Here is a 26,990-nt window from a genome sequence, read left to right on the forward strand (position 1 = left end):
ACCCGCGCCGCCGATTTCAGCTGCAGCCCAGTCCGAAGGAGCAGCCCCAAGTGTAGTTGAGCCCGGTTTCCACGCCTCCCTCGATGCCGACGCCGCCGCCTCCCTGCCCGGCCCACACCGCCTCGCCCTTGCTGTTGCGCACGAGCGAGCCGTCGAGATTGATGCCGTTCTCATGGGCCACCAAGGCACCTATCCCGTAGTGGCCGGAGATCTCCTTGTCCCAGCCCCACCCGCGGAGTTGGTCCAGCGAGTCCGCGTTGCTGGTGAGGACGGTGACGTCGCCCGAGAGGCCACCGCCGATCCCGGAGATCGCGGGCGAGCCGCTCACACCGAGGTCCCAGTCACCCTCGGCGTTCCTGCCCACGAGGACACAGACCTCGAGGGATCCCATCAGGACGGCCCCTCCGGAGACTCCGCCGCAGAGTCCCCAGGTGTTCGACTCCGTCCCGATGCCGACCACGTCGAGTACCTGGTCGAACCACCCCTTCTCGGGCTCCACCTTCTTCGGCGGGCCCGGGTCCGGCGGGGCGACCGGGAGCCAGCCGGACGGGGCGGGCGTGGACGGCAGTGTGATGTTGCGGCGGCCGCCGGTGCCACCGCTGGTGTGCAGTCCGGTGGGCCTGCCCTTGCTGTCGACGAGCGGAGGCCTCTTGCCGCACCGGCACGCGCGGTTGTCGGAGCCGCTGCTCGGCTTGGTCTCCGGCTTCTTCTGGCTGACCGGGATGCCGCCGCGGCACTTGATCACGACCGGAGCCTGCACGCATTCCGGCACCGCGAGCCCGCTGGGGTCCGAGAAGGTCGTCGGGTTGTTGTTGGCGTACGCGTAGCCGTTCATCGACTGCTGCTGATTCGTGCTCAGGATCGGGTCGATGCTGAGGAACTGCCCGATGCCGGCGTCGTACTGGCGCGCTCCGACATGAGTGAGACCGGTCGTCGCGTCGTGGGTCTTGCCCAGGAACGCCTTGTCGTCCGGCCACTCACCGCCGCCTTCGGTGCCCCGCGGGACGCCGAAGGCGGTCATCCGGCGCTTGACGAACGGCTGCGTGCTGTCCGAGCCGACGGTGAGCGTCGACGTGCCGTGGTGGTCACGTGCCAGGTAGTGGAGCTTGTTGCTGCCCGTCCGGTTGGTGCGGACGGCCACCTGCAGGTCACCGGCGCCGTAGGAGCGCTGGGCCCAGGTGGTGCCGTCCGCCTTGAGGTGCAGCTCGGTGCCGCCGGCGTACAGGACGCGCTCGCCACCCGTGGTGCCACGGATCAGCAGCTCGCCGTCAGCGTCATAGAGGTACTCGGTCGCCTTCGACCCCTCGGTCAGTCGCGCGATCTTTCCTTCGTCGGACCAGTCGATGCCCTGGGTTCCCGAAGTGCCGGGCCAACTGGTGGTGTTGCCGGTCGCGTCGTACGCGTAGGAGCGGTCGGGGGAGGTGCAGTTGCCGCTGGTGCTCGTCCCGGCCAGGGCGTGCGACTGGCCGGCCTTGTAGCAGTACGTGGTGGTGGTGTCGCCCGCCGCGCTGTGCCGGGTCTCGCCGGTGCGCCGGCCCGCCGTGTTGTACGTGTAGCTGGTCCAGTACGGGTCGGGCCCGCCCAGGGCACTCGAGCTGCGCGCGTCCCCGCACTTCTGCGAGGCCGGGGTCCAGGCTTCGGTGAGGCGGCGGTGACCGTCGTAGGCGAAGCACTGGGTCTCGGCACTGCTCGTGCCGCCCAGGTTCGTGGGGTCGGCTATGGAGGTGAGGTTCCCCGCCTGGTCGTAGGTGTAGTTGAGGTCCTGCAGCATGTACGGGTGGGTCTGGTCTGTGACGTGGCTGCGGGTCAGCCGACCGGTGCCCTCCTCGTACGTGTTGGTGACGTACGTCTTCTTGAAGGCCTCGGTGTTTCCGGTGCCCAGTACGTACTGCTGGGCCTTGCCGAGCGCCGAGTAGTCGGCGTCGAGCAGGTAGCCGGTGGAGCCCCCGATCGAGGTGACCTGGCCGAGGCTGGTGTAGCCGTACTCGACGACCTCTTCGGGGAGGCCGCCCAGCGCGGGCTGCGTGCTGCTCCCCAGTGTGCCGTCGATGCGGTAGAAGCTGGCCAGGTCGACGACGGCAGGGGCCCCCGCCTCGACCAGCGGATCGGCGGCGGGCAGTTGGAGCCGAGTGCCGGTCGCCCGGTTGAGGCTGTCGTAGGCGGTGACCGACTTCGTGTACGCCAGGCCCGTCCTGCCCCCGACGTAGCGGGTGCTGGACGCGGGCTCCCCCTTGAGCAGGGTGTCGTAGGTGTAGGACGTCAGCTGCTTGGCGTCCGTCTTCTCACCGGACCAGGTCCCGAGGCGCCGGCCGAGCGCGTCGTACTCGGTGAGGACGCTGCGGCCCCGCGCGTCCGTCGCCTTGATCACCCGGTCGAGGTCGTCGTACTCGAGTGTGGACGTCCCCTTGTCCGGGTCGTCGGCGGACACCATTCGGCCGTTCAGGTCGTAGCCGCTGTTCCACCGCGCGCCGTCGGGTCCGGTGACCGACTCCTTCTTGTCGTCGAGGGTGTAGGTGAACTTCGTCGAGGTGTACGGCGTCCCCGGTCCGTTGCCGTAGGCGGGGTCTGCCGGCTCCACTCCCGCGTACTCGCGGCGCTCGGTCGTACGGCCGCGGGCATCGGTGATCGTGCGTTCCGCCGTTCCGCCCTGCACGGCCGTGGTGGCGGTGGAGTCACCGGTGTACGTGGTGCTGGTCGACCACTTCTTCACGCCGTACACGTACAGCGTGCTGGTGGTGGCCCGCTCGGCGCCGTCGTAGACGGTCTCCGTCTGGGTGGGCGCCTCGCCGTACTCGGCGCGGGTGTACGTGCCGTTCGGTGCCGCGGTGGTGTCGAAGATGTCGGAGTAGGTCTCGTAGGCGAGGCCCCGGGAGTCGTAGCGGGTGTCGGTCAGCAGCCGGCCGCCCTGCGGGGTCGGCGCCTGGTCCTGCAGCTTGCGCAGCAGCGCGTCGTGGATCGCATAGGTGGTGTTGTAGGTCTCGCCGTCGGCCTTGAGCGTGGCCGTCGACACCCAGGACGCCTTGGTGTTGCTGAGGAAGTACCGGAACTTCTGGCTGGGGCTGTAGCCCGCGGCCTTGTTCCGGTTGGGCAGCCAGACGTCGGTGAGGCGGCCCAGGGCGTCGTAGGACAGTTCGGTCTTCTTCAGGTTGGCGTCGTAGATCCGGTTGGCCTGACCGCGCCGCGGATCGATGAAGCTGATCTTCCTGAACCCCTTGGGGTCGGTGACGACGGTCTTGGTCAGCGGGCCCGCCCCCACCGGGGTGTAGGCGGTCGAACTGGTCCCGCCGGCGGCGTCGGTGACGGAAAGCGGCCGGCCGAGCGCGTCGTGGTCGGTGGAGGAGACGGTCTGCCAGACGGGGGCGTCGGCGGCGCTGTACCCCTTGGCGCGGCCCGTCCAGGTCGCCAAGCCCTTCTGCGGTGACATCGTCGTCGACCAGGCCGCACCGTCGAAGGCCACGGCAACGTCGGACAGGACGTCACCACGGCGGGAAGAGTCCACGGGCAGGTCGAGACCTGAGTCCGCGACGTCGCACTCCTCGGCGACGGTGCGGGTGCGTGAGGCGAGACCCGTGATGCCCGTGGTGGTGTTGCGGGCGTACCAGGTGCGGGTGCACGTCTCGTCGCCGGTCCTGGCATTGTCGCCGAGGTCGTCGACCCGGTAGGGCAGTCCGTAGGCGTCGTACCCCGTCTGCACCGTCCGGGAGCGCCAGCTCTCGGACGCGGTGAGATAGGTGTAATCGGTGGTCTTCGCCGTACGGACGTAGCGGGCCACCGCGTCGGCGGCGTCCGGCTGGGTCTGTCGGGCGGTCTCCTGCGACCAGGGCTCGTTGGCCTCCGCCGAGACGGGGGTGGCACCTTCGTACGTCACCCGCTGGCGCAGCTGCCCGGCGTACTGGTCGCTGTCCATGAGGGACGCGAGCCCGAGGTCCGGGCTGGTCAGCGGGGCGACACTCACCGACGTGGTGGTGCCGTCCTTCTTCTTGTCGCCGTGCATGCCCTGCAGGTAGAGGGAGACCGTCTTGGAACGGGTGGTGTTCAGCGCGCCGTTGTAGACGGTGACCTGGCGGTAGCCGCGCCAGTCGGACCAGGTCCGCTCGTCCTTGGGGGTGAACGGCGAATCGCTGCGGCGCCAGGCGGCGCCGCTGTAGACGTACTCCTGCTCCAGGCCGTCGTTCTGGCCGGCCGGGTCCGAGGTGCTCACAGCGAGGACACGGTACTTGTGGAACCAGTCCACGGACGCGGTGGGGGATCCGTTGACGTTCCAGTACTGCGGGAAGCAACTGCGGGTGTTGGTGTCCTCCGCGGCGTCGATGACCTGGCTGCGTACGCACTCCGCCGCGGACAGGGTGACCGTGGTGATCGCGCCTGTCTCCGAGGTGATGGTCGAGACACGGGGACGGTTCAGCGGCAGGATGTCGTCCGTACCGTCCACTCGATTCGGACGCATCTGGTACGTGAACGAGATCGGGTCCATCCCGATGGCCGTGCCCGCCTTGGCGGTCCGCTTGACCGACTGGAGTGTCAGGGTGTGGTCGGAGGTGTCGCCTATGTCGCCGCCGTCGAGATACTTCTGGGTCAGGGCCCAGGAGTCCACCGCGTCGTACGAGCTGGTGGCGGCGTTCCAGGAGAACGTGTTGATGCCGGTGAGCCGCTTGCGCGAGAAGAATGCGGGGCCCGTGCCCAGACACTCGCTGTCACCACTGGTGCAGATGGTGTCGAACGGGACGTCCGGCCAGTTGTCGGCGGTCTCCTTCGTCAGCGACGTGCAGTCCGCGACGGTGCAGCGCTCGGCGTGGCCGAAGGTGACCTTCGCGTCGGCCGCGTCGGTGAAGAGCGCGCCCTTGCGCAGGCCGTACTTGATCTCCTTCAGGTAACCGCCTCGAGTGTAGGCGGCGTTGGCCGTCGTGGCCTTGTTCTTCTTGTAGTGGTTCGTCTCCTTCGTGTACCAGTAGGTCGCCGCGTTGCCCCGGGCGTCCTCGACGTAGTCGAGGTTCCACCGCCAGGCCTGCGTCATCGACCGGCCTGCGAAGGTCGTGCCGGAGGAGTAGCCGGGTTCTCCGGGATCGTCGCCGAAGACCGGCACGGTCCAGGTCGAGTTGGTGCGCTCGGTGCCGGCACCCTCCAGCTTGTTGAGACCGAAAACGTACTTCGTCCCGTCGCCGGTGACGACGGTCCAGTACTCACCGTCGTTGTCGCCGTTCTCGTTGGTGGAGCTCGTCGAGCGGGTCACCTTCGAGGCGTCGTCGCCCTGGAGCCGCCACTGCCCGGAGGTGTCGTCCTTGACCAGCCGGGTCGCCTTGCCGTTCAGCACCAGGCTGGCGTTGTCGAACTTCCAGCAGCGGTCGTTGAGCTCGTCGTGGCCGTCGTCGTCACAGCTGCCGTAGCTGCGCTCGATGTACGACTCGTTGATCGCGAAGCCCTCGCCGATCGCGCTGCCCTGGTTGTTGGTCGCGGCCGTGCGGCCGTCAACGCTTCCGGAGTCGTACGCGAGGGAGAGCTCGGGCGCCGGGCCGGCGGCCGCCGGGGGCATGGTGAAGTCGTACGACCAGGTGAAGGAGCCGGAGCTGCCGCCCGCCTCCCAGGACGAGGACGCCGACAGTCCGGTGGCCGAGTAGTCGCCGCTGCCGTCGGGCGACTCGCCGTCGCCCGCACCGGTGGCGGTCAGCGCCATGACCGTCGTACCGGAGGAGGAGGAGGCGCGAGGGGCGCCGGTGGTGAGCTGAGTGGTGAGACCGCGGGAGGCCCGGGTGTCCTTCAGGACGAGCTGCGCAGTGACGGTCTGCTTCCGGCTGTCGTTCTGCGATGCGAGCGGGGTCTGCTCACGGCACTCGGCCTTCTCGGGCGTGGTCAGGGCGCAGGCGGGCAGCTGCACGAGGTGCAGCCGCCCGGCCCAGCCGCCGCCCAGGGCAGAGGCGAAGGCGCTGTAGTCGACGCTCACCGCGGCGCTGCCCGCGGCGTCCGCCTGCGCGGTCAGCAGCACGCCGGTGATGCCGAGCCGGTCGGCGGTCCTGCGGTCGAGGACGGTGAGCTTCGCTTCGGCGCCGGCTGGCATGCGGTCCTTGCCGTCGGCCCCAGGGGCCAATGACACCGGCAGCCCGCCGGGGGCCGCCTTCGTCACGCCGGACGGCTTCAGTGCCAGCGCGGCGCTGCCGGCTTCGGGCCAGGCGGCGGCACGCTGCTCCTGCAAGGCCCGTCCGGCCTGCTCGGCGTTGGCCTTCTTGTCACGGGCGACCTTCTCCCGGGCCTTCTTGGCGCCAGGTCCGTCGACCGCCTTGACCTTGCTGACCCGTTGCTCGGGCACGTCGGGGCGCCCCAGACCGCCGCTCTCCGTCGCTGCCGACGCGACCGGAGAGAGACCGATGGGAACCGTCAGAGCGAGGGCGAGCGAGGTGAGCAGCAGCCTGCCCGCGGGGCGCCACACCCCGCTCGTCCGTCTTATCGCTCTGCTCGGCGTTCTTGCCGCATCCGGTGGTGTGCCGCGTGGCATGTGGTCCGTCCCTGCTCAGAGAAGTCCGAGGAGCCGGGGAGGACTTGACGCCTCCGGAGGATCGACCGGACGGCCCGCCCTCCCGGGTCCGTGATCACAACAAGCGATGAGTCAACGTCAGCTTCATGTCCTCGTCAAGACAATGGCCGATTCTCCTCTTGTCGCTCGCCTGCCGAGCGCATCACTCAGGACGCGGTGTGGGCGGCGCTCGCCGAGCGCCGCCCACACATGCACCACAGACGCGGCCTTCAGACGTCAGCCGTCAGTCGCCCACGATCGCCCCGACCTGCGCCGGACCGGCCATCGCGCCTGCCCAGACGCGCACTTCGGCGATCCCCGCAGGCAGGTAGTGCTTCCACCCCGCCCGAAGTGAAGCCCTTGCCGATTCGCGAAGTCACCCGCACCGGCCTTGGCGTTGAACGCCGCCGCCTCACCGTTATGGTCGTGGCCCAGGTACAGGCTGATCATCCCGGTCTGTGCGTCGAACGTGCCGGTCAGCCGGACCAGGCTGTCCATGGCGGCGACCTCGTCGGAGACGACCGAGGAGAACGTTCCGTCGGCGTTCAGCCGGCCGAAGTGCCACTTGCCGACCGGAATGACGCTCTCTTCCAGGGTTTCCTCGTTGAGCACGGTGTCCTTACCCGTCAGCTGGAACCAGAAGCCCCACGCCGAACCGTCCGCAGTGCGCCGGCCGAGCACCTGACCCGTGTAGCCGATGGCCTTGGCCGCCAACTTCGCACCGTCCAGGCGCACAGCCGTGGTCACCGTGAACGAGCCGGAGTCATCCACCAGGGGCCCGCCGTCGTGGCGGCGCCGTCGACACCGTCCAGGACGATCTCGCCGTCGACCGGCGAGGCACCTCCGGTGAGCGTCAGGGACCTGCCGTAGCCCGAGGCCGTGTCGGCGATCGTGGTGCCGCTGCCGCCTGACCGGTCTCCGTGCCCGCCCCGGACGCGGCGGCCCCGGAGGCGTCCCCCGGTACCGTCGCCCGCGGCCCGGCCAGCGGTCCGGCACCGCTCCGCGGGGCCTTCGCCGACGCGGACGGCTGTGCCGTGGCCTGCTTCTGCCGCTCGGCGGCGGCCTTCTTGCCCGCCGAGTTACCGGGGCCCAGGTCGAAAACGGTGCGTGCAGAAACCAAGGGCATCCCATGGGCACGTCGAGACAACGAGTTCGCGTCATGAAAGAAGACGCCCCCTGCCCGGTCGTCCGGGCAGGGGGCGGAACGAGGTGAGGAACGGTCAGCGCATCAGGACTCCCGCGTCCTCCCCGGTGGTCTCCGTCGGCGCCGCGACAAGACCCAGGTCCGCGCCCGCCGGGATCAGCCGGTGCGCGGGCAGGATACGGACCGTGTAGCCGAACGGGCCCGTGCGGTCCAGGGCGAGCGGCCCCTCGTAGACCCAGCGGCCCTCCATGTCCGGGCCGCTCGCCGGCTTCAGCGGGAAACTCTGGGCGTCGCGGATGGTGTCGTCGGAGTCGACGCGGCCCGCGACCACCTGCACCTCCACGTCCTCCGGCTGCAGTTCGCCGAGCGCCGCCTGCACGCGCAGCGTGAGCGTGGCGCCGAGGCCCGCCGTCGCCGAGCCGGCGGCGGCGTCCTGGTCGACGGCCTCCACGTGGTCGACGGCCACCTGCCGCCAGGCGGCGCGCACCCGGGCCTTCCAGGCGGCCAGTTCCTGGGCACTGGTGGCGTCCAGGGCACGGTGCGCCTGCGCGGCGGGGGCGTACAGCCGCTCCACGTACTCGCGCACCATGCGGCCGGCGAGCACCTTGGGGCCGAGCGTGGTCAGGGTGCGGCGGACCATCTCGATCCAGCGGTCGGGCAGTCCGCCGGCGCCCCGGTCGTAGAACCGCGGGGCGACCCGTTCCTCGATCAGCGAGTAGAGCGCCGCCGCCTCCAGCTCGTCGCGGCGGTCCTCGTCGGTGGACGCGCCGTCGGCGGTGGGGATGGCCCAGCCGAAGTCCGGCTGGTACCACTCGTCCCACCAGCCGTCGAGGACGGAGAGGTTGAGGGCACCGTTCAGCGCGGCCTTCATGCCGCTGGTCCCGCACGCCTCGAGGGGACGCAGCGGGTTGTTCAGCCAGACGTCGCAGCCCGGGTAGAGCTTCTTCGCCATCGCCATGCCGTAGTCCGGCAGGAAGACGATGCGGTGGCGCACCCGCAGGTCGTCCGCGAAGCGCACCAGCTCCCGCACCAGCCGCTTGCCGCCGTCGTCCGCGGGATGCGCCTTGCCCGCGACGACGATCTGGATCGGCTGGGTGGGGTGCAGCAGCAGCTCCGTCAGCCGTTCCCGGTCGCGCAGCATCAGGGTGAGACGTTTGTACGAGGGCACCCGGCGGGCGAAACCGATGGTGAGCACCTCCGGGTCCAGCACCCCGTCGATCCAGCCCAGTTCGGCAGCGCCCGCGCCGCGCTGGCGCCAGGAGGCACGGAGCCGGTCGCGCACCTCGTGGACCAACTGCTCGCGCAGCGAGCGGCGCAGCTCCCAGATGTCGGCGTCGGGGATGTTGGCGACGGAGTCCCAGCGCTTGGAACCGCCCACGGACAGGGCGTCCTCCGCCCGGCCGGTGCCGATCTGGCGCGCGCCGAGGCGGAACACCTCGGGGGCCACCCAGGTGGGTGCGTGCACTCCGTTGGTGACGGAGGTGATGGGCACCTCCGAGGCGTCGAAGCCCGGCCAGAGACCGCTGAACATGCTGCGGCTGACGGCCCCGTGGAGCTCGGAGACGCCGTTGGCACGCTGGGCGAGCCGCAGGCCCATCACGGCCATGTTGAAGAGGTCGGGCTCGCCGCCCGGGTAGGACTCCATGCCGAGTTGCAGCACCTTGTCGACCGGTACGCCGGGCAGCTCCGCGCCTTCCGCGAAGTGGCGGGCGACCAGTTCGCGGTCGAAGCGGTCGATTCCGGCGGGCACGGGGGTGTGGGTGGTGAACACGGTCCCGGCGCGTACCGCCTCGAGCGCGGCGTCGAAGCCGAGGCCGGCGCCGCCGTGCTCGGGCGGTTCGCCCAGTTCGCGGATGCGTTCGAGGCCGAGGAATCCGGCGTGGCCCTCGTTGGTGTGGAACACCTCGGGCGCGGAGCGTCCGGTGAGCCGGCAGTACGCCCGGACCGCACGCACGCCGCCGATGCCGAGCAGCATCTCCTGCAGCAGCCGGTGCTCGCTGCCGCCGCCGTAGAGCCGGTCGGTGACATCGCGTGCGCCGGGCCCGTTCTCCTCGACGTCGGAGTCGAGCATCAGCAGCGGTACGCGGCCGACGTGCGCGACCCAGATGTGCGCGTGCAGCGAGCGGCCGCCGGGCAGGGCGAGGGACACCCTGGCCGGGGACCCGCCGGCCTCGCGCAGCAGGCTCACCGGCAGCTCGTTCGGGTCGAGTACGGGGTAGTGCTCCTGCTGCCAGCCGTCGCGGGACAGCGACTGGCGGAAGTAGCCGTGCCGGTAGAGCAGTCCGACACCGATCAGCGGTACGCCGAGGTCGCTGGCCGCCTTGAGGTGGTCGCCGGCGAGGATGCCGAGGCCGCCGGAGTACTGCGGCAGGGCGGCGGTGACACCGAACTCGGGCGAGAAGTAGGCGATGGCGGTGGGGAACTCGGGGGTGTCGGTGCCCCCCTGGCCGCTGTTGGCCTGGTACCACCTGCGGCCGTGCAGATAGTCGTCCAGGTCGTCGGCCGCGGCGGCGACTCTGCGCAGGAAACGGCGGTCCTTGGCCAGTTCGGCCATACGGGCGGCCGACACGTTCCCGAGAAGGCGTACGGGGTCGCCGCCGACCGCCTGCCACCCCTCGGGATCGACGGTCTGGAAGAGCTCTCGGGTCTCGGTGTGCCAGGACCAGCGCAGATTGCGCGCGAGATCGCTGAGCGGCCCGAGCGGTTCGGGGAGGACGGGGCGGACGGTGAATCGACGAATGGCCTTCACAAGTTCACCTTCGCAGGGGAGGTACACATCCGAGCGGACGCAGGACGGTGCGTCCTTTTCCGTCATTTCAGAAAGTATCGGCCCCGGGGCCCGCCAGGACCACGGCGCACGGGGGTCCGGCGGGCGCACGGGTGTGACCGGCATGTGAGCGCCCGTCAGGAGCGACCGGTTCCGCCCTCGTGGCGGGCCGGTCTCTCTTCTTGTGTCTTGTGCGACCCCCTACGTCCTAGTAGTTAACACATCACCGGATTGGTCACCCGAAGAGCGTGGGAAGGCTCCTCCGGTACGCAGGCAAGCACCACCCGATCGGCTTCCTTACCGTCCACCCGAGTGAACGCGGACAGGAGCGGACATGCCCTCAGCCCGCCAGTCACCGACTCAGCAGATACAAATAAAAAGCCGTCATATGAGACCCACCCAGCACAAACGAGGACAATCCGCTCCAGCCAATCTGCCCGCACAGCCCTCAGGTGATGTCGTGAACTCGCTCATCGGTCGCATCCCCGTCCTGGACGTACGCCCACTCGTCGACTGCGGCAGAAGGCCCGCGAAAGCCGTGGCGGGTGAGACCTTCCAGGTCACCGCCACGGTCTTCCGCGAGGGCCATGACGCCGTAGCCGCAAACGTCGTGCTGCACGACCCGAAGGACCGCCCCGGCCCCTTCACCCCCATGCGGGAACTAGCCCCCGGCACCGACCGCTGGGGAGCGGAGGTCACCCCCGCCACCGAAGGTCACTGGACGTACACCGTCGAGGCCTGGAGCGATCCCGTGGCCACCTGGCGGCACAACGCCTGCATCAAGATCCCCGCGGGGATCGACACCGAACTCGTCCTGGCCGAGGGCGCCGAGCTCTACGAGCGCGCCGCTGCCGGGGTGCCCAAGAAAGACGGCCGGGAGGCCGTGCTCGCCGCCGTCGACGCGCTGCGCGACACGTCCCGGCCTGCCGCGGACCGGCTCGCCGCGGCACTCGCACCCGACGCCGACGCGGCGCTCTCGTGCCATCCGCTGCGCGAGCTGGTCAGCGCCTCGCCGCCACTGCCTCTCCAGGTGGAGCGCAGGCGGGCGCTCTACGGCTCCTGGTACGAGCTGTTCCCCCGCTCGGAGGGCGCCGTCGTCAAGGAGGGCGAACCGCCGGTCTCTGGCACCTTCCGCACCGCCGCCGAACGGCTGCCCGCCGTCGCGGCGATGGGCTTCGACGTGGTCTACCTCCCCCCGGTCCACCCCATCGGCACCACCCACCGCAAGGGCCGCGACAACTCCCTCGAAGCGGGCCCCGACGACGTCGGCGTGCCCTGGGCGATCGGCTCCGCTTTCGGCGGACACGACGCGATCCACCCCGACCTCGGCACGCTCGCCGACTTCGACCACTTCGTGACGGCCGCCCGCTCGCTGCGCATGGAGGTCGCGCTCGACTTCGCGCTGCAGTGCTCCCCCGACCACCCGTGGGTGAAGGAGCACCCGGAGTGGTTCCACCACCGGGCCGACGGCACCATCGCGTACGCGGAGAACCCGCCGAAGAAGTACCAGGACATCTACCCGGTCGCGTTCGACGCGGACATGCCCGGGCTGGTCCGCGAGACGGTGCGGGTGCTGCGGTTCTGGATGGGCCACGGCGTGCGGATCTTCCGCGTCGACAACCCGCACACCAAACCGGTCGTCTTCTGGGAGAAAGTGATCGCGGAGATCAACGGCAGCGACCCCGATGTCATCTTCCTGGCGGAGGCGTTCACCAGGCCGGCGATGATGCACACCCTGGGCGCGATCGGCTTCCAGCAGTCGTACACGTACTTCACCTGGCGCAACACGAAGCACGAACTCACCGAGTACGTCACCGAGCTCTCCGGCGACGCGGCGTCGTACATGCGGCCGAACTTCTTCGTGAACACCCCGGACATCCTGCACGCCTACCTCCAGGAGGGCGGCCGGCCCGCCTACGAGGTGCGGGCGGTGCTCGCCGCGACCATGTCGCCCTCCTGGGGCGTGTACGCGGGCTACGAGCTCTGCGAGAACGTGCCGCTCCGGCCCGGCAGCGAGGAGTACCGGCACTCGGAGAAGTACGAACTGCGCCCGCGGGACTGGGAGTCGGCGGAGCGCGAGGGCCGTACGATCTCGCCGCTGATCACCGCCCTCAACCGGATCAGGCGCCGCCATCCCGCCCTCCAGCAGCTGCGCGACATCCACTTCCACCATGTGGACAACGACCGGGTGATCGCCTACTCCAAACGCTGTGGATCGGACGTCGTCCTGGTCGTGGCGAACCTCGACCCCCACCACACCCAGGAGGCCACGGTCTCGTTGGACATGCCGCAACTCGGTCTCGCAGGGGGCGGGACCGTACCGGTGCGCGACGAGCTCACCGGCGAGACCTATCACTGGGGCAGGGCCAACTATGTGCGCCTCGAGCCGGGCATCGCGCCCGCGCACGTCCTCACCCTGCGACCGTCCCAGCAGACCGGAGGGTCACCCACATCATGATCGTGAATGAGCCCGTCCACGACACGTTCGAGGACACCCCGGCGCGCGACCGCGACCCCGACTGGTTCAAGCGCGCCGTCTTCTACGAGGTCCTGGTCCGCTCCTTCCAGGACAGCAACGGCGACGGCGTGGGCGACCTCAAGGGCATCACCGCCAAGCTGGACTATCTGCAATGGCTGGGCGTGGACTGCCTGTGGTTGCCGCCGTTCTTCAAGTCCCCGCTGCGGGACGGCGGTTACGACGTCGCCGACTACACCTCGGTGCTGCCCGAGTTCGGTGACCTCGCCGACTTCGTCGAGTTCGTCGACGCCGCCCACCAGCGCGGCATGCGCGTCATCATCGACTTCGTCATGAACCACACCAGCGACCAGCACCCGTGGTTCCTCCAGTCGCGCAGCGACCCGGACGGCCCGTACGGCGACTACTACATCTGGGCCGACGACGACAAGCAGTACCAGGACGCCCGGATCATCTTCGTCGACACCGAGGCGTCGAACTGGACCTTCGACCCGGTGCGCAAGCAGTACTACTGGCACCGCTTCTTCTCCCACCAGCCGGATCTCAACTACGAGAACCCGGCAGTGCAGGAGGAGATCATCTCCGCGCTGCGGTTCTGGCTGGACCTGGGCATCGACGGCTTCCGGCTGGACGCCGTGCCGTACCTGTACCAGGAGGAGGGCACCAACTGCGAGAACCTCCCCCGCACCCACTCCTTCCTGAAGCGGGTCCGCAAGGAGATCGACACCCACTACCCGGACACCGTGCTGCTCGCGGAGGCCAACCAGTGGCCGGAGGACGTCGTCGACTACTTCGGCGACTACGCGGTCGGCGGCGACGAGTGCCACATGGCGTTCCACTTCCCGGTGATGCCGCGGATCTTCATGGCCGTACGGCGCGAGTCCCGCTACCCGGTCTCGGAAATCCTGGCCAAGACGCCGTCCATCCCCAAGAGCTGCCAGTGGGGCATCTTCCTGCGCAACCACGACGAGCTGACGCTCGAGATGGTCACGGACGAAGAGCGCGACTACATGTACGCCGAGTACGCCAAGGACCCGCGGATGCGCGCCAATATCGGCATCCGCCGGCGGCTCGCCCCCCTGCTGGACAACGACCGCAACCAGATCGAGCTGTTCACCGCGCTGCTGCTGTCGCTGCCCGGCTCCCCGATCCTCTACTACGGGGACGAGATCGGGATGGGCGACAACATCTGGCTCGGCGACCGGGACGCGGTCCGCACCCCGATGCAGTGGACCCCGGACCGCAACGCGGGCTTCTCGTCCTGCGACCCGGGGCGGCTGTACCTGCCGACCATCATGGACCCGGTCTACGGCTACCAGGTCACCAACGTCGAGGCGTCGATGTCGTCGCCGTCGTCGTTGCTGCACTGGACCCGGCGGATGATCGAGATCCGTAAGCAGAATCCGGCCTTCGGGCTTGGCTCGTACACGGAACTGCCGTCGTCCAACCCGGCGGTGCTGGCGTTCCTGCGCGAGTACAAGGACGACCTGGTCCTGTGCGTCCACAACTTCTCGCGCTTTGCGCAGCCCACGGAGCTCGATCTGCGGACCTTCAGTGGACGGCATCCGGTGGAACTCATCGGCGGAGTGCGGTTCCCGCCGATCGGTCAATGGCCGTATCTGCTCACCCTCGCAGGTCACGGCTTCTACTGGTTCCGTCTGCGCAAGGACGCGAAGGCCACCGCGCTCTCAGCCTGAAGTGTCCACGAAGGGAACAGAACCGGTCCGAAAGGCGCCCCCTACTCCGGCGGGGCGGTTTCCACCGCCCCGCATCGGGCACTCCCCCCTTCATCCCCGCGCGCCGCCGGACAGCCACAGCTGCAATCCGGGACACTTTGCGCATTCGTGGTGTACCCGGGGAAAGGACGCGATGCCCATGTCGGAGGCTGCATCCACCCGGACTCCGCTCGGCCTGCTCCAGTCGCTCGCCCCCCTGCTGCACCAATGGCTGCCAGGGCAGCGCTGGTTCGCGGGCAAGGGGTGCGCGGTCGCCGGTTTCACACCCGTCTCCGCGACGGAACTGCTGCCCCTGAACGGACCGGGTCCGGGGCTGCTGCACCTGCTCGTACGGGTGCGCCAGCGGGACATGCCCGCGCGGTCCGCCGACTGCTACCAACTCCTCATCGGCGTACGCGAAACCCTGCCGCCCGCGCTGGCCCCCGCGTTGATCGGACACCTCACCGAGGGCCCGCTCGCCGGACGGACCGTGTACGAAGGAACCCGCGATCCACGGCTCGCCGCACTGCTCCTGGAACGGCTGCGCACCCCCGGGTCGCTCGGACCGCTGCGCTTCGACCGCTTCGACGGCGCGCCCGACATCCCCGGGGAGCTGCCGGCCCGGCCGCTGGACGCCGAGCAGTCCAACTCCTCGCTCATCTACGGCGATGCGTACATCCTCAAGCTCTTCCGCCGTATCCATCCCGGCCCCAATCCCGACCTGGAGCTGCCGCTCGCCCTCGCCCGCGCCGGGTGCGAGCGGGTGCCCGTGCCCGTCGCCTGGTACGAGACGACCGCGCCGGAACCTTTCACCCTGGGCGTGCTCCAGCCCTTCCTGCCCGGCTCGCGCGACGGATGGGTCCTCGCGCTGGAGGCGCTGGCCTGCGGCCGGTCCTTCCTCGGCGAGGCCCATGCGCTGGGACGCGTCACCGCCGAGGTGCACACGGCGCTCGCCGACGCCCTGCCGACCGTGAAACTGAACGGACCTCGGACCGAGCAGCTCGCGGCGGCGATGGGCGGGCGGCTGGACGCGGCCGCGCAGGCGGTGCCCGCGCTGATGCCGTACGGACCGCGGCTGCGCTCCGCCTTCGACGCCGTCGCGGCGCTCGGCAGACGCGGGCGGACCTGGGCGGCCCAGCGGGTCCACGGCGACCTGCATCTCGGCCAGATACTGCGAGGCCCGAAAGACACCCCCTGGTCCGTCATCGACTTCGAGGGCGAGCCGGCCAGGCCGCTCACCGAACGATGCAGGCCGCAGCCGACCGTCCGTGACGTCGCGGGCATGCTCCGCTCGTTCGACTACGCGGCCCGCACGCACCGCCCGTGGAATCCGGCGTGGGCGGAGCGGTGCCGGGACGCCTACTGCGACGGCTACGCCGCGGCCGGCGGCGACGACCCGCGCGAGGAGCCGGAGCTGCTCCGCGCCTACGAGACCGACAAAGCGGTCTACGAGGTCGTCTACGAGGCCAGGCACCGGCCCGACTGGCTGCCGGTGCCGATGGCCGCGATCGAACGGCTCGCCGCGCTCGACTGACTCAGCACCGCTTCCCCCGCTGTCGCCACCGTCGCCCTAGGAGGCCGATCCGTGACCCCCCGCCGCTCCTCCCGTAACCCCTCCGAACCGGATGTGCCGCAGCCGACGACCGAGACGACACCGACCGAGACGCCGGCCACCCCGGCAGCCGCGGGCACGGACGCGGACGCCCCGGCCCGGAAGGCCTCCGGCGCCCGGAAGCCCTCCGGCGCCGGGAAGCCGACGGGCCGACCCTCGAGCACCGGAGCGGACGTGACCGTGCCGGAGCCCGCGGGTGCGAGCGAGCAGGAGGCGGCGACGGGCGAACCGGCCGCCTCGGACACGGACATGGCCGCGGCCGCCAAGCCGGCGGGCACGACCGCCGCGCCCGAAGGGGCTGTCCGTGCCCTCGTCGGGTCCGCGACACCCCGGGCCGACCTCGGCGCGAGCCGCCCGGCCACGACACCCGCCGAGGCGACGGACGCGGCGGCGGAGCAGAAGGCCCGTCCTGCCCCGTCCAGGCCCGGCGCCGCCACCGGGCGGCGGACGGGCGGTACGGCCCCCACGGGCGGGCCCGGCGGCGCACCCGGCGGGACCAACGAACCAGTGGCACCGGCCGCGGCCCGCCCCGGCCCCACCGGCAGCGACGCAGGCTCCGGCTCCAGCGCCGGCTTCGGCTCCGGCAAGGCCACCCGCGCCCAGCGGGCCGCCGCGCCGCGACCGCGCGACGGGCGCGGAGTCCGCGCGGCGAAGCCCCTGGGCGACGACGACCGGGGCCGCCTCCTCAGCGGCAGCCACCACGACCCGCACGCCCTGCTCGGCGCCCACTCGGTGCGCGGCGGCATCCAGATGCGCGTGCTGCGCCCCCACGCCCTGTCCGTCACCGTCGTCGCCAAGGGGCTGCGCGCCGAGCTGAACAGCGAAGGCGACGGCCTCTTCTCCGGTGTTCTTCCCCTGCGCACCGCCCCCGACTACCGGCTTCTCGTCACCTACGAGGGCCACGAGGACGGGTTCGAGGTCGAGGACCCGTACCGCTTCCTGCCCGCTCTCGGCGAGCTCGACCTGTATCTGATCGGCGAGGGCAGGCACGAGGAGTTGTGGAAGGCGCTGGGCGCGCACCCGGTGACTCACCAGGGCGTCACCGGCACGCGGTTCACGCTCTGGGCGCCGAACGCGCAAGGCGTGCGGGTCGTCGGCGACTTCAACTACTGGGACGGCTCGGGCTTCCCGATGCGCTCGCTCGGCGCGACGGGCGTGTGGGAGCTGTTCCTGCCGGGCATCGGCGAGGGCTCGCTCTACAAGTTCGAGATCACCCGCCCCGACGGTTCGCACACCCAGCGCGCCGACCCGATGGCCCGGCGCACCGAGGTGCCGCCCGCCAACGCGTCGATCGTGACCGAGTCGCGCCACGAGTGGGGCGACCAGGAGTGGATGGCGCACCGCGGCGACCGGCCGCTCCACGAGGCGCCGCTGTCGGTCTACGAGCTGCATCTTCCGTCCTGGCGCCCTGGACTGACCTATCGTCAACTCGCCGTGCAGTTGCCGAAATATGTGAAGGACCTCGGCTTCACCCATGTGGAGTTCATGCCGGTCGCCGAGCATCCCTTCGGCGGCTCCTGGGGCTACCAGGTGACCGGCTTCTACGCGCCGACCTCCCGCATGGGCACGCCGGACGACTTCCGCCACCTCGTGGACAGCCTGCACCGGGCCGGCATCGGCGTGCTCGTGGACTGGGTGCCCGCGCACTTCCCGCGCGACGACTGGGCGCTGGCCGAGTTCGACGGCCGCCCGCTGTACGAGCACAGCGATCCGGCGCGGGCGGCGCATCCGGACTGGGGCACCCTCGAGTTCGACTACGGACGCAAGGAGGTCCGGAATTTCCTGGTGGCGAATGCGACCTACTGGTGCGAGGAGTTCCACATCGACGGGCTGCGGGTCGACGCGGTCGCCTCGATGCTCTACCTCGACTACTCCCGCGAGGACGGCCAGTGGTCGCCTAACGAGCACGGCGGCCGGGAGAACCTGGACGCGGTCGGCTTCCTGCAGGAGATGAACGCCACCGTCTACCGGCGCAATCCGGGGGTGGTCACGATCGCCGAGGAGTCCACGGCGTGGAACGGCGTGACCCGCCCGACGCACCACGGTGGTCTCGGCTTCGGCCTGAAATGGAACATGGGCTGGATGCACGACTCGCTCCAGTACGTGTCGAAGGAGCCGGTGCACCGCAAGTACCACCACAACGAGATGACGTTCTCGATGGTGTACGCGTACAGCGAGAACTACGTCCTGCCCATCTCGCACGACGAGGTCGTGCACGGCAAACGGGCGCTGGTGAGCAAGATGCCGGGCGACTGGTGGCAGCAGCGCGCCAACCACCGCGCCTACTTGGGCTTCATGTGGGCACACCCCGGCAAGCAACTGCTGTTCATGGGGCAGGAGTTCGCGCAGGGCGCCGAGTGGTCGGAAGGCCATGGCCCCGACTGGTGGCTGCTCGACCCGTCGTACGCGGCGGAGCCGGACCATCGCGGAGTGCGTGACCTGGTGCGCGAGCTGAACACCGTCTACGGCGGCGCCCCCGCCCTGTGGCAGCGGGACACCGAGCCGGAGGGCTTCGACTGGGTGGACGGCGGGGCCTGGGAGGACAACGTCTTCGCCTTCCTGCGCTTCGACAAGGAGGGGCGCCCGCTGCTGGCCGTGAGCAACTTCTCGCCGGTGGTGCGGTACGACTTCCGCCTGGGCGTGCCGGAGTCGGTCACGGCGTGGACGGAGGTCCTCAACACCGACGAGGAGCGCTTCGGCGGCTCCGGCGTGCTCAACGCCGATCCGCTGAAGGCTGAGCAGGTGGAGTCGCACGGCCGGCGCACGTCGATCGCCCCGACGCTGCCGCCGCTGGCGACGATCTGGTTCCGCCCGGTCTGAGCCGGCTGGAAGGAAGCGGGCCGGACGCCTCTGCGCCGGCCCGCTTCACCGTTCAGGCGGGCATCAGGTGCGCACCACACCGAGGCGCTGCGTCGCCCTGGTGTACGCCACATAGAGGTCGTTGACGCCGTTGGCCGAGCCGGAGCGGATCAGCTCCGGCTCGGCCACGATCACGGTGTCGAACTCGAGCCCCTTGGCGGACCTCGGGTCGAGCAGGACGACCGGCCGGGTCAGGTCCGGCTCGCCCGTGGCGGAGACCTCCGGCAGCGCCTCCGCGAGCGCGGCGTGCAGTGTGTTCGGTGCGATCACCGCGATCCGGCCCTCCCGCGGGGCGTCGGCGACCCGGGCGGTGACCGTGGACGCCAGCTCCGCCGGATCCACGGTCACCTCCCACGGCTCGACACCCGTGGACCGCACCGAACGCGGCGGCTGGAACGCCGGGTCCTCGCTGCGCCGCACCTCGGCCGCCAGCTCCATGATCTCGGCGGGCGTGCGGTAGTTGACCGCGAGACGGGTGTGCTCGAAGCGGTCACCGACGTAGGGCTCGAGGATCTCCTGCCATGAGGCGCAGCCCGCCGCGTCCCCGGTCTGCGCCGGGTCGCCGACCAGCGTCATCGACCGGGTCGGGCAGCGCCGCATCAGCAGTCGCCAGGCCATCGCGGAGAGCTCCTGCGCCTCGTCGACGATGATGTGCCCGAAGGCCCAGGTCCGGTCGGCGGCGGCGCGTTCCGCGGCACTGCGGTGGTCGGCCTCCTCGTGGCGCTCGGCCATCCGCTCCGCGTCGATGATGTCGTGCGCGGCGAGCACCTCCGACTCCTCGTCGTGCCTGTCCTCGAACTCGTACGTCCGGGAGGCGTACGAGACCTCGAGCACGCCCTGCGCATACGCGATCTGCCGCGCGCGCTCGGCCTCGGCGGCGGCGCGGGCAGCGGAGTCGTCCTCGCCGAGGAGTTCGGCCACCTCGTCGAGAAGGGCGACATCGGCGGGCGTCCACGGGCCGGCGGGGCGCCGGACGAGCCCGGCTTCCTCCTCCGGCAGATGCGTCGGCTCCGCCAGGTAGTCCGCGAGGAACTCCTGCGGGGTGAGCGGTGGCCACAGTGCGGCGATCGCGGAGTGCACATCGGCGCTGGCGGCGACGCCCTTGCCCAACTGCGCGATGTCGTCGGGGCCGAGGAAGTTGGGGCCGCCGTACGGGTCGGCGCCGATCCGGTCGGCGAGCTGGGTGGTCAGATCGTCGATGATCCGGAACACGAAGTACGGCCGGGCGAGATTGTGCGGCAGCCCGGTCTCGCGGGCCTTGTGCCGTGCCTCGACGGCCATGGCCCAGTCGATGACGAGGTCTCCGTCGTCGTGCGGGACGACGAGCGGCGCGTCCTTGTCGGGCACCTGCTGACGTTCGCGTACGGCCCTGGCGAGCACGTCGGCCATCTCGGCCCGCCCCTTGAGGGCCGCCGCGGCGGGGCTGTCGGTGCCGGTGGCGTGCACTCCGGGGAACAGCTCGCCGACCGTCGACAGCAGCACGCCGGTCTCGCCGAGCGAAGGCAGCACCTCACCGATGTAGCCGAGGAAGGCGGGATTGGGCCCGACGATCAGCACGGCGCGCTTGGCGAGCTGCTCCCTGTGCGCGTACAGCAGATAGGCGGCCCGGTGCAGCGCGACCGCGGTCTTGCCCGTCCCGGGCCCGCCCTCAACGACGAGCACACCGCGCTGCGGGGCACGGATGATCCGGTCCTGCTCCGCCTGGATCGTCGACACGATGTCGCCCATGCGGCCGGTGCGTGCGCTGTTGAGTGCGGCGAACAGCACCTCGTCGGCGTCGTGCGACTCGTAGCCGGTGCGGGTGGTGTCGGCGAGATCCATGATCTCGTCGTGCAGCGCCGTGACGGTCCGGCCCTGCGTGGTGATGTGGCGCCGCCGGCGCAGCCCCATCGGTTCGTAGCCGGTGGCGAGATAGAACGGCCGCGCGACGGGGGCACGCCAGTCGATGAGCAGCGGAGTGCGCTCGGCGTCGTCCCGGCGGATTCCGGTACGCCCGATGTGATGGGTCACTCCGTCGCGCCGGTCGATGCGTCCGAAACAGAGTCCGGAGTCCGCGGCATTCAGTGCGGCGAGCGACGCGGAGTGCTCCACCACCCCGACGTCCCGCTCGACGCGCGCCTGCCGACCGGTCCCGACCTGCGCGATCGTGGCGTTCAGGGTGGCTTCGGCCTCCGCCCTGAGCTGATCGAGCCGCTCATGGACGAGGGAGACGAATTGCTGTTCCCGCTGCAATTCCTCGGTTGACAATTCAGCTCCAGACGCGATAGGATGCGTTTATTGAACTTCTCCGTACGCAAGCAATCCGCGAATACGGAAACCACTAATATACGCAGAGAATCACCCCGGCCGTCAATTCGGTCCGGGGTATTTGTTTGCCCCCGAACCCCGCCGGGAGGCCCGGCCGCACAGGGGGCGACGGCAGGGGGGACATGACCGGCACCGCACACCGCGCCCTGGATCTGCTCCGCGCCCACGACGCGGACAAGCTGCCCCACCCCGGCGGCACGCTGCTCGCCCACCTGGAACGCGTGCGCGAACGGCTCGCCCGCTGGGGAGCACGCCCGGCGCTGCAGCTGGCAGGGCTGTGCCACGCGTTCTACGGAACGGACGGCTTTGCGACATCACTCCTGCCGCACACGCGTCGCGACGAACTCGCCGCGGTCATCGGCAGTGAAGCCGAGGAGCTCGTGCACTTCTACGCGAGCTGCGACCGCGGCTCCTCGTACCGCACCCTGGCACGGGACGACGCCGCCTTCCGTGACCGCTTCACGGGCAGGACCTTCACGCCGTCGCTCCGGCAGCGGCAGGACTTCGCGGAACTGACGGCCGCCAACGAACTCGATCTGACCGTGGTCAACGCCGGCATCCGGGCCGAGCACGGCGGAGCGCTGCTTCGGCTGTTCACCGCGTGGCGGCCGCTGCTGAGCGAGCCCGCGCGGGCCGACGCCCGCGAGCTGCTCACGCTGCGCGGCGACGAGCGGCAGGCCTTCCTGCGCGGACTCGTACGGGGCGACGTGGTGACCGGCGTGGTCTCCGCCATCGCGAGCTTCGGCGTCACCTTCGTCGAACTCGGCGGCGTGGAAGCGATCGTGAACATCCCCGAGGTGTCCTGGAGCCGTATCGACTTCCCGACCGACGTGGTCCACGAGGGCCAGGAACTGGCCTTCACGGTCCTCGGTGTCGACATGCCGGACCGGGACGGCCGCGAGCGGGTCTCACTGTCGCTCAAGGACCTCCACCCGGACCCGCTGCGCGAACTGGCACGCACCCGGATCGGCGAGATGCTGCGCGGCACGGTCACCAAGGAGGTGCCGTTCGGTGTGTTCGTCCGCGTCGCGGACGGCGTCGAGGGACTACTGCACAACGACGACCTCGCCGGCCGCACGCTGCGGACCGGCGAGGCCGTCGAGGTCCGGATCGCGGCCGTCAACGTCCACCAGAGCCGGCTCCGCCTCACGCTCGAGCGGTGACGCGGCACGAGCGGTGACGCGGTCGAGCCGTGACGTGCTCACCCGGCGGGCCGTGTCCGGGATCCGGTGGTCAGCACGTCCTCCGGCTCCTGCGGCAGCCTGCGCTTGGGACGGGCGCCCACCATCGACTCCACCGGCTCGCCCCCGTCGAACACGGTATTCCCTGACGCCGACGTCGAGGCAGGGGGCGGCCGCCCAGGAAAGCGGCGTGTGCCGGACCCGCGGAACGGGTCCGGCACACGCGCTTCGGAGGAAGGTCTGCGGGGGTCAGACCTTCACGGGCTCCCGCTCGTCGTCCCGCGGCTGCGGGACGACGGCGTCCTCGCCGCCGGCACCGCCGTCGTGCGGTGCGTGGTCGTCGACCAGCGTCTTCTCGTCGAAGGGGACCTTGCCGGCGAGCACCTGCGTGACCCGCTCCTTGTCGATCTCCTTGGTCCAGGTTCCGACCAGCACCGTCGCCACGGCGTTGCCCGCGAAGTTCGTCAGGGCGCGCGCCTCGCTCATGAAGCGGTCGATGCCGACGATCAGGCCGACGCCGTCGACCAGCTCGGGTCGGTGCGACTGCAGGCCGCCCGCGAGCGTCGCCAGACCCGCTCCGGTGACGCCCGCCGCACCCTTCGAGGCAATGATCATGAACACGAGGAGGGAGATCTGCTCGCCGGCGCTCAGCGGCGCGCCCGTCGCGTTGGCGATGAACAGCGAGGCCATCGTCAGGTAGATCGCGGTGCCGTCCAGGTTGAAGGAGTAGCCGGTGGGGACGGTGATGCCGACGACCGGCTTGCTCACGCCCATGTGCTCCATCTTCGCGATCAGCCGCGGCAGCGCGGACTCCGAAGAAGATGTGGAGAGGATCAGCAGGAACTCGCGGCCCAGGTACTTCAGCAGCGAGAACAGGTTCACGCCGGCGATCAGGCGCAGCATCAGGCCCAGCACCACGAAGACGAACAGGGCGCAGGTGACGTAGAAGCCGATCATGATGACGGCGAGCGACTTCAGGGCGTCCAGACCGGTCTCGCCGACCACCGCCGCGATGGCGCCGAACGCGCCGATCGGCGCGGCCCACATGATCATGGCGAGGATGCGGAAGACGAGACGCTGGATGTGCCCGATGCCGCGCAGCACCGGCTCACCGGACGAGCCCATGGCCTGGAGTGCGAAACCTGCCAGCAGGGCGACGAGCAGCGTCTGCAGGACCTCGCCGCCGGTGAAGGCGGAGACCAGCGTGGTCGGGATGATCCCGAGCAGGAACTCCGCGGTGCTCTCACCGCCGCCGGACGCCTGCTCGGCACCGGCCTCACGCGCAGCGTCGGTGAGGTGGAGGCCGGAGCCCGGCTCCAGCAGGTTGCCGACGAGCAGGCCGATGGCGAGGGCGACAGTCGACATGACCAGGAAGTATCCGAGCGCCAGTCCGCCGACGGCGCCGACCTTGGCGGCCTTGCGCACGGAGCCGATGCCCAGCACGATCGTGCAGAAGATCACCGGCGAGATCATCATCTTGATGAGGTTCACGAAGCCCGTGCCGAGGGGCTTGAGCTCGACGGCGACCCCCGGGGCGGCGAAGCCGACGATGATGCCGAGCACCACCGCGCCGATGACTGCCAGATACAGATAATGGGTACGGTCCCGCTTGCCTGCGGCTGTAGTGGCCACGGGGTGCCTCCTCGTTCGAATGCCGTCCACGTCCCGATGGATCTCAGCGACTATCCACCGGCACGTGACGCCGGTCACCCTTGCGTTCCTTTCGTTCATACAAATCCGGCATACAGATCCGGCCGGGCAGACTGGGCGCATGCGCATTCCCCGTCCCCGCAGCCTCGCGGGCCAGCTTTTCGCCATGCAGGTGGTGCTGGTCGCCGCGATCGTGGCGGGCTGCGCGCTCTTCGCGTACGTCACGGACCGGTCGCAGGCCGAGGAGAGCGCGCGCCTGCAGTCACGGGCCGCAGCGGCGGCCGCCGCGCGCTCGCCGTCGGTCGTCGAGGCGGTGAACTCCGCCGATCCGTCGGCAGCGCTCCAGCCGTACGCCGAGTCGCTGCGCAGGGACGCCGGCATGGACTTCGTCGTGGTCATGGACCCGCAGGGCCGGCGCTGGACGCATCCGGAGCCCGACCGGATCGGACGGACATATCTCGGCCATATCAAGCCCGCTCTGCGCGGCCGGATCTTCAGCGAGCAGTACGTCGGGACGCTCGGGCTGTCGGTGCGCACGGTGGCGCCGGTGTACGACGGCGGGAAGGTCGTCGCGATCGTCAGCGCCGGCATCACCGTCGACGAGATCACCCAGCAGGTACGGGAACAGGTCACCGCGCTGATCGTCATGGCCGGTGCGGCGCTGGCGCTCGGCGGCGTCGGCACATACGTCATCAACGCCCGGCTGCGACGGCACACGCATGGGATGAACGCGGCCGAGCTGGGGCGGATGCACGACTACCACGAGGCCGCGCTGCACGCGGTGCGCGAAGGGCTCGTGATGCTCGACGGCGGCCGGCGGATCGCGCTCGCCAACGACGGCGCGCGTGAGCTGCTCGGCCTCGACGAGGACGCCGTGGGCCGCCATGTCGCCGACCTCGGCCTGCCGCGGCCGCTGACGGGGGCGCTGCTGGCGTCGGAGCCCCGGGTCGACGAGGTGCATCTGAGCGCGGACCGGGTCGTCGTCGTGAACACCCAGCCGGTCGTGGGCGGCGAGCAGCGCGGCACGGTGGTGACCCTGCGCGACCACACGGAGCTGCAGGCGCTCTCGGGAGAGCTGGACTCGGAGCGGGGCTTCACACGGGCCCTGCGGTCCCAGGCGCACGAGGCCGCCAACCGGCTCCACACGGTCGTCTCGCTGATCGAGCTGGGCCGCGCGGACGAGGCGATCGTCTTCGCCACGGCCGAACTGGAGCTGGCCCAGGCCCTGACCGACCGTGTCGTCGACGCGGTCGGCGAACCGGTACTGGCGGCCCTGCTCCTCGGCAAGGCGGCCCAGGCGAACGAACGCGGAGTGGAACTGGTCCTCGCGGAGGACAGCCGCATCGACGACGGCGTGATCCCCCGCTCGCTCCCCTCCCGGGATCTGGTGACGATCCTGGGCAATCTGGTCGACAACGCGGTCGACGCGGCGTCCGATGCGGTGGCGGTCACGCCCGCCACCGCGGAGGGTGCGGAGGGGTCGGACGGCGGCGCTCCGAGTGCGCCGCGGCCGAAAGCCCCGGACACCGGCCACGCGCCGGCCGCGCCGCCCGCCCCCGCACGCGGCGGGCGCGGGCGGGTGACCGTGACCGCGCGGGTCGAGAACGGCGAGCTGCTGCTGCGCGTCGGAGACAGCGGTGCCGGTGTCGGGGCCGCCGACACCGAGCAGGTGTTCCACCGCGGCTGGTCCACGCACGGCGCCGGCCGCGGGCTCGGGCTCGCGCTGGTGCAGCAGGCCGTGCACCGGGGACGCGGCACCATACTGCTCGACCACGGCCCGGACGGCGGCGCGGAGTTCACCGTACGGCTGCCGCTGCACCCCGCGGAGGTTTCCGTATGACGATCAGAGTCCTCGTCGTCGAGGACGATCCCGTCGCCGCCGACGCCCACGCCCTCTACGTCGGGCGCGTCGGCGGATTCACGGTCGCCGGGATCGCGCACTCCCGCGCGGAGGCCGTACGCGCCCTGGAGCGCACCGACGTGGACCTGCTGCTGCTCGACCTGTACCTCCCCGACGGTCACGGCCTGGCGCTCGTACGGTCCCTGCGCGCGGCCGGTCACTCCGCCGACGTCATCGCCGTCACCTCCGCCCGCGATCTCACGATCGTCCGTGAGGGCGTGTCGCTCGGGGTCGTGCAGTACGTCCTGAAGCCGTTCACCTTCGCCACCCTGCGCGACCGGCTCACCCGTTACGCCGAGTTCCGTGCCACGGCCGGTGAGGCGAGCGGCCAGGACGAGGTCGACCGTGCACTCGCGACGCTGCGCACTCCCCGTACCACCACCTCGCTCCCGAAGGGCCTCAGCGGCCCGACCCTCGAGGCGGTCACGCGGACCCTGCGCGAGTCCGCGGAAGGTCTGACCGCGACGGAGGCCGCCGCGGCGGTCGGCATCTCGCGTATCACGGCGCGCCGTTATCTGGAGCATCTCGTCACCGCCGGACGCGCGGCACGCTCTCCTCAGTACGGCCAGATCGGCCGGCCCGAGCTCCAGTACCGCTGGATCAGCACGCTCCGCTGAGGCGGCACGGCCTTCACTCAGGCGGCCCCACGCGGACGGAAGCGCGTCCGGGTAGGCGCATTCTGCACGGGCCCGTCTGCGACGGATGAAGGTGGACCTGCCCCGCTCGGACGATTCGGCGGCGACTCCACGAGGCCGGAAAACCGTCCGGTAACCGTCCGGACGGCCCCAATGAGTGATCAACTAGGATGATTCCACGAACCGTGGCTTTGTGTGTACGCACCGTAGTCAGCGGTGGCCGTCCACCCCTACGTTGT

Annotated in this window: 11 protein-coding genes and 1 pseudogene; 7 read left to right on the forward strand and 5 right to left on the reverse strand. The window is 70.6% G+C overall.

Annotated elements, in window-relative coordinates:
- Positions 1–16: 16 nt before the first annotated feature.
- From ACZ4SA_RS20545 to glgP, 3 genes and pseudogenes are all read right to left on the reverse strand, one after another.
- On the reverse strand, positions 17–6,487 hold the full coding sequence (locus tag ACZ4SA_RS20545; RefSeq protein ID WP_468276420.1) for an RHS repeat domain-containing protein: 6,471 nt from the start codon (positions 6,485–6,487) through the stop codon (positions 17–19).
- 262 nt (positions 6,488–6,749) lie between these two features.
- Positions 6,750–7,410: pseudogene (locus ACZ4SA_RS20550) on the reverse strand (LamG domain-containing protein); the annotation flags it as partial.
- Positions 7,411–7,725: 315 nt separating this feature from the next.
- Positions 7,726–10,398: an alpha-glucan family phosphorylase gene (gene glgP / locus ACZ4SA_RS20555; RefSeq protein WP_468276422.1), complete on the reverse strand. Its 2,673-nt coding sequence runs from the start codon at positions 10,396–10,398 to the stop codon at positions 7,726–7,728.
- A gap of 406 nt (positions 10,399–10,804) precedes the next feature.
- Between glgP and ACZ4SA_RS20560 the strand changes: the two genes are divergently transcribed.
- From ACZ4SA_RS20560 to glgB, 4 genes are all read left to right on the forward strand, one after another.
- Entirely contained in the window at positions 10,805–12,874 is a 2,070-nt protein-coding gene (locus ACZ4SA_RS20560; protein ID WP_468276425.1) for an alpha-1,4-glucan--maltose-1-phosphate maltosyltransferase, read from the forward strand.
- Positions 12,871–14,589 carry a maltose alpha-D-glucosyltransferase gene (gene treS / locus ACZ4SA_RS20565; protein WP_468276428.1) on the forward strand — a complete coding sequence of 573 codons (1,719 nt, stop codon included), beginning with the start codon at positions 12,871–12,873 and terminating at the stop codon, positions 14,587–14,589. Before ACZ4SA_RS20560 ends, treS begins: the two co-directional genes overlap by 4 nt.
- Positions 14,590–14,767: 178 nt before the next feature.
- Positions 14,768–16,141, forward strand: a complete 1,374-nt coding sequence (locus ACZ4SA_RS20570) for a maltokinase N-terminal cap-like domain-containing protein (RefSeq protein WP_468276431.1) — start codon at positions 14,768–14,770, stop codon at positions 16,139–16,141.
- 51 nt (positions 16,142–16,192) lie between these two features.
- Positions 16,193–19,039, forward strand: a complete 2,847-nt coding sequence (glgB, locus tag ACZ4SA_RS20575; protein ID WP_468276434.1) for a 1,4-alpha-glucan branching enzyme — start codon at positions 16,193–16,195, stop codon at positions 19,037–19,039.
- Positions 19,040–19,102: 63 nt separating this feature from the next.
- Here glgB and ACZ4SA_RS20580 read toward each other — a convergent pair whose 3' ends face one another.
- Positions 19,103–21,325, reverse strand: a complete 2,223-nt coding sequence (locus ACZ4SA_RS20580) for a HelD family protein (RefSeq protein ID WP_468276437.1) — start codon at positions 21,323–21,325, stop codon at positions 19,103–19,105.
- A gap of 182 nt (positions 21,326–21,507) precedes the next feature.
- Between ACZ4SA_RS20580 and ACZ4SA_RS20585 the strand changes: the two genes are divergently transcribed.
- Positions 21,508–22,548, forward strand: a complete 1,041-nt coding sequence (locus tag ACZ4SA_RS20585; protein WP_468276439.1) for a DUF6817 domain-containing protein — start codon at positions 21,508–21,510, stop codon at positions 22,546–22,548.
- 267 nt (positions 22,549–22,815) lie between these two features.
- Here the strand turns inward: ACZ4SA_RS20585 and ACZ4SA_RS20590 are convergent, their stop codons facing one another.
- Positions 22,816–24,198, reverse strand: coding sequence for a cation:dicarboxylate symporter family transporter (locus ACZ4SA_RS20590; RefSeq protein ID WP_468276441.1), 1,383 nt, complete (start codon positions 24,196–24,198; stop codon positions 22,816–22,818).
- Positions 24,199–24,337: 139 nt separating this feature from the next.
- Here ACZ4SA_RS20590 and ACZ4SA_RS20595 point away from each other — a divergent pair, with 139 nt between their 5' ends.
- Positions 24,338–26,056: a sensor histidine kinase gene (locus tag ACZ4SA_RS20595; RefSeq protein ID WP_468276444.1), complete on the forward strand. Its 1,719-nt coding sequence runs from the start codon at positions 24,338–24,340 to the stop codon at positions 26,054–26,056.
- Entirely contained in the window at positions 26,053–26,733 is a 681-nt protein-coding gene (locus tag ACZ4SA_RS20600) for a response regulator (RefSeq protein ID WP_468276447.1), read from the forward strand. The genes ACZ4SA_RS20595 and ACZ4SA_RS20600 overlap by 4 nt, the downstream gene beginning before the upstream one ends.
- Positions 26,734–26,990 lie beyond the last annotated feature (257 nt).

This window comes from Streptomyces sp. NPDC027962 (assembly GCF_055566095.1).

Coding starts and splice junctions, on each gene's coding strand:
- ACZ4SA_RS20545 (WP_468276420.1), bottom strand. CDS start 6,487: ATGCCACGCGGCACACCACCGGATGCGGCAAGAACGCCGAGCAGAGCG.
- ACZ4SA_RS20560 (WP_468276425.1), top strand. CDS start 10,805: ATGAGACCCACCCAGCACAAACGAGGACAATCCGCTCCAGCCAATCTG.
- treS (WP_468276428.1), top strand. CDS start 12,871: ATGATCGTGAATGAGCCCGTCCACGACACGTTCGAGGACACCCCGGCG.
- ACZ4SA_RS20570 (WP_468276431.1), top strand. CDS start 14,768: ATGTCGGAGGCTGCATCCACCCGGACTCCGCTCGGCCTGCTCCAGTCG.
- ACZ4SA_RS20585 (WP_468276439.1), top strand. CDS start 21,508: ATGACCGGCACCGCACACCGCGCCCTGGATCTGCTCCGCGCCCACGAC.
- ACZ4SA_RS20595 (WP_468276444.1), top strand. CDS start 24,338: ATGCGCATTCCCCGTCCCCGCAGCCTCGCGGGCCAGCTTTTCGCCATG.
- ACZ4SA_RS20600 (WP_468276447.1), top strand. CDS start 26,053: ATGACGATCAGAGTCCTCGTCGTCGAGGACGATCCCGTCGCCGCCGAC.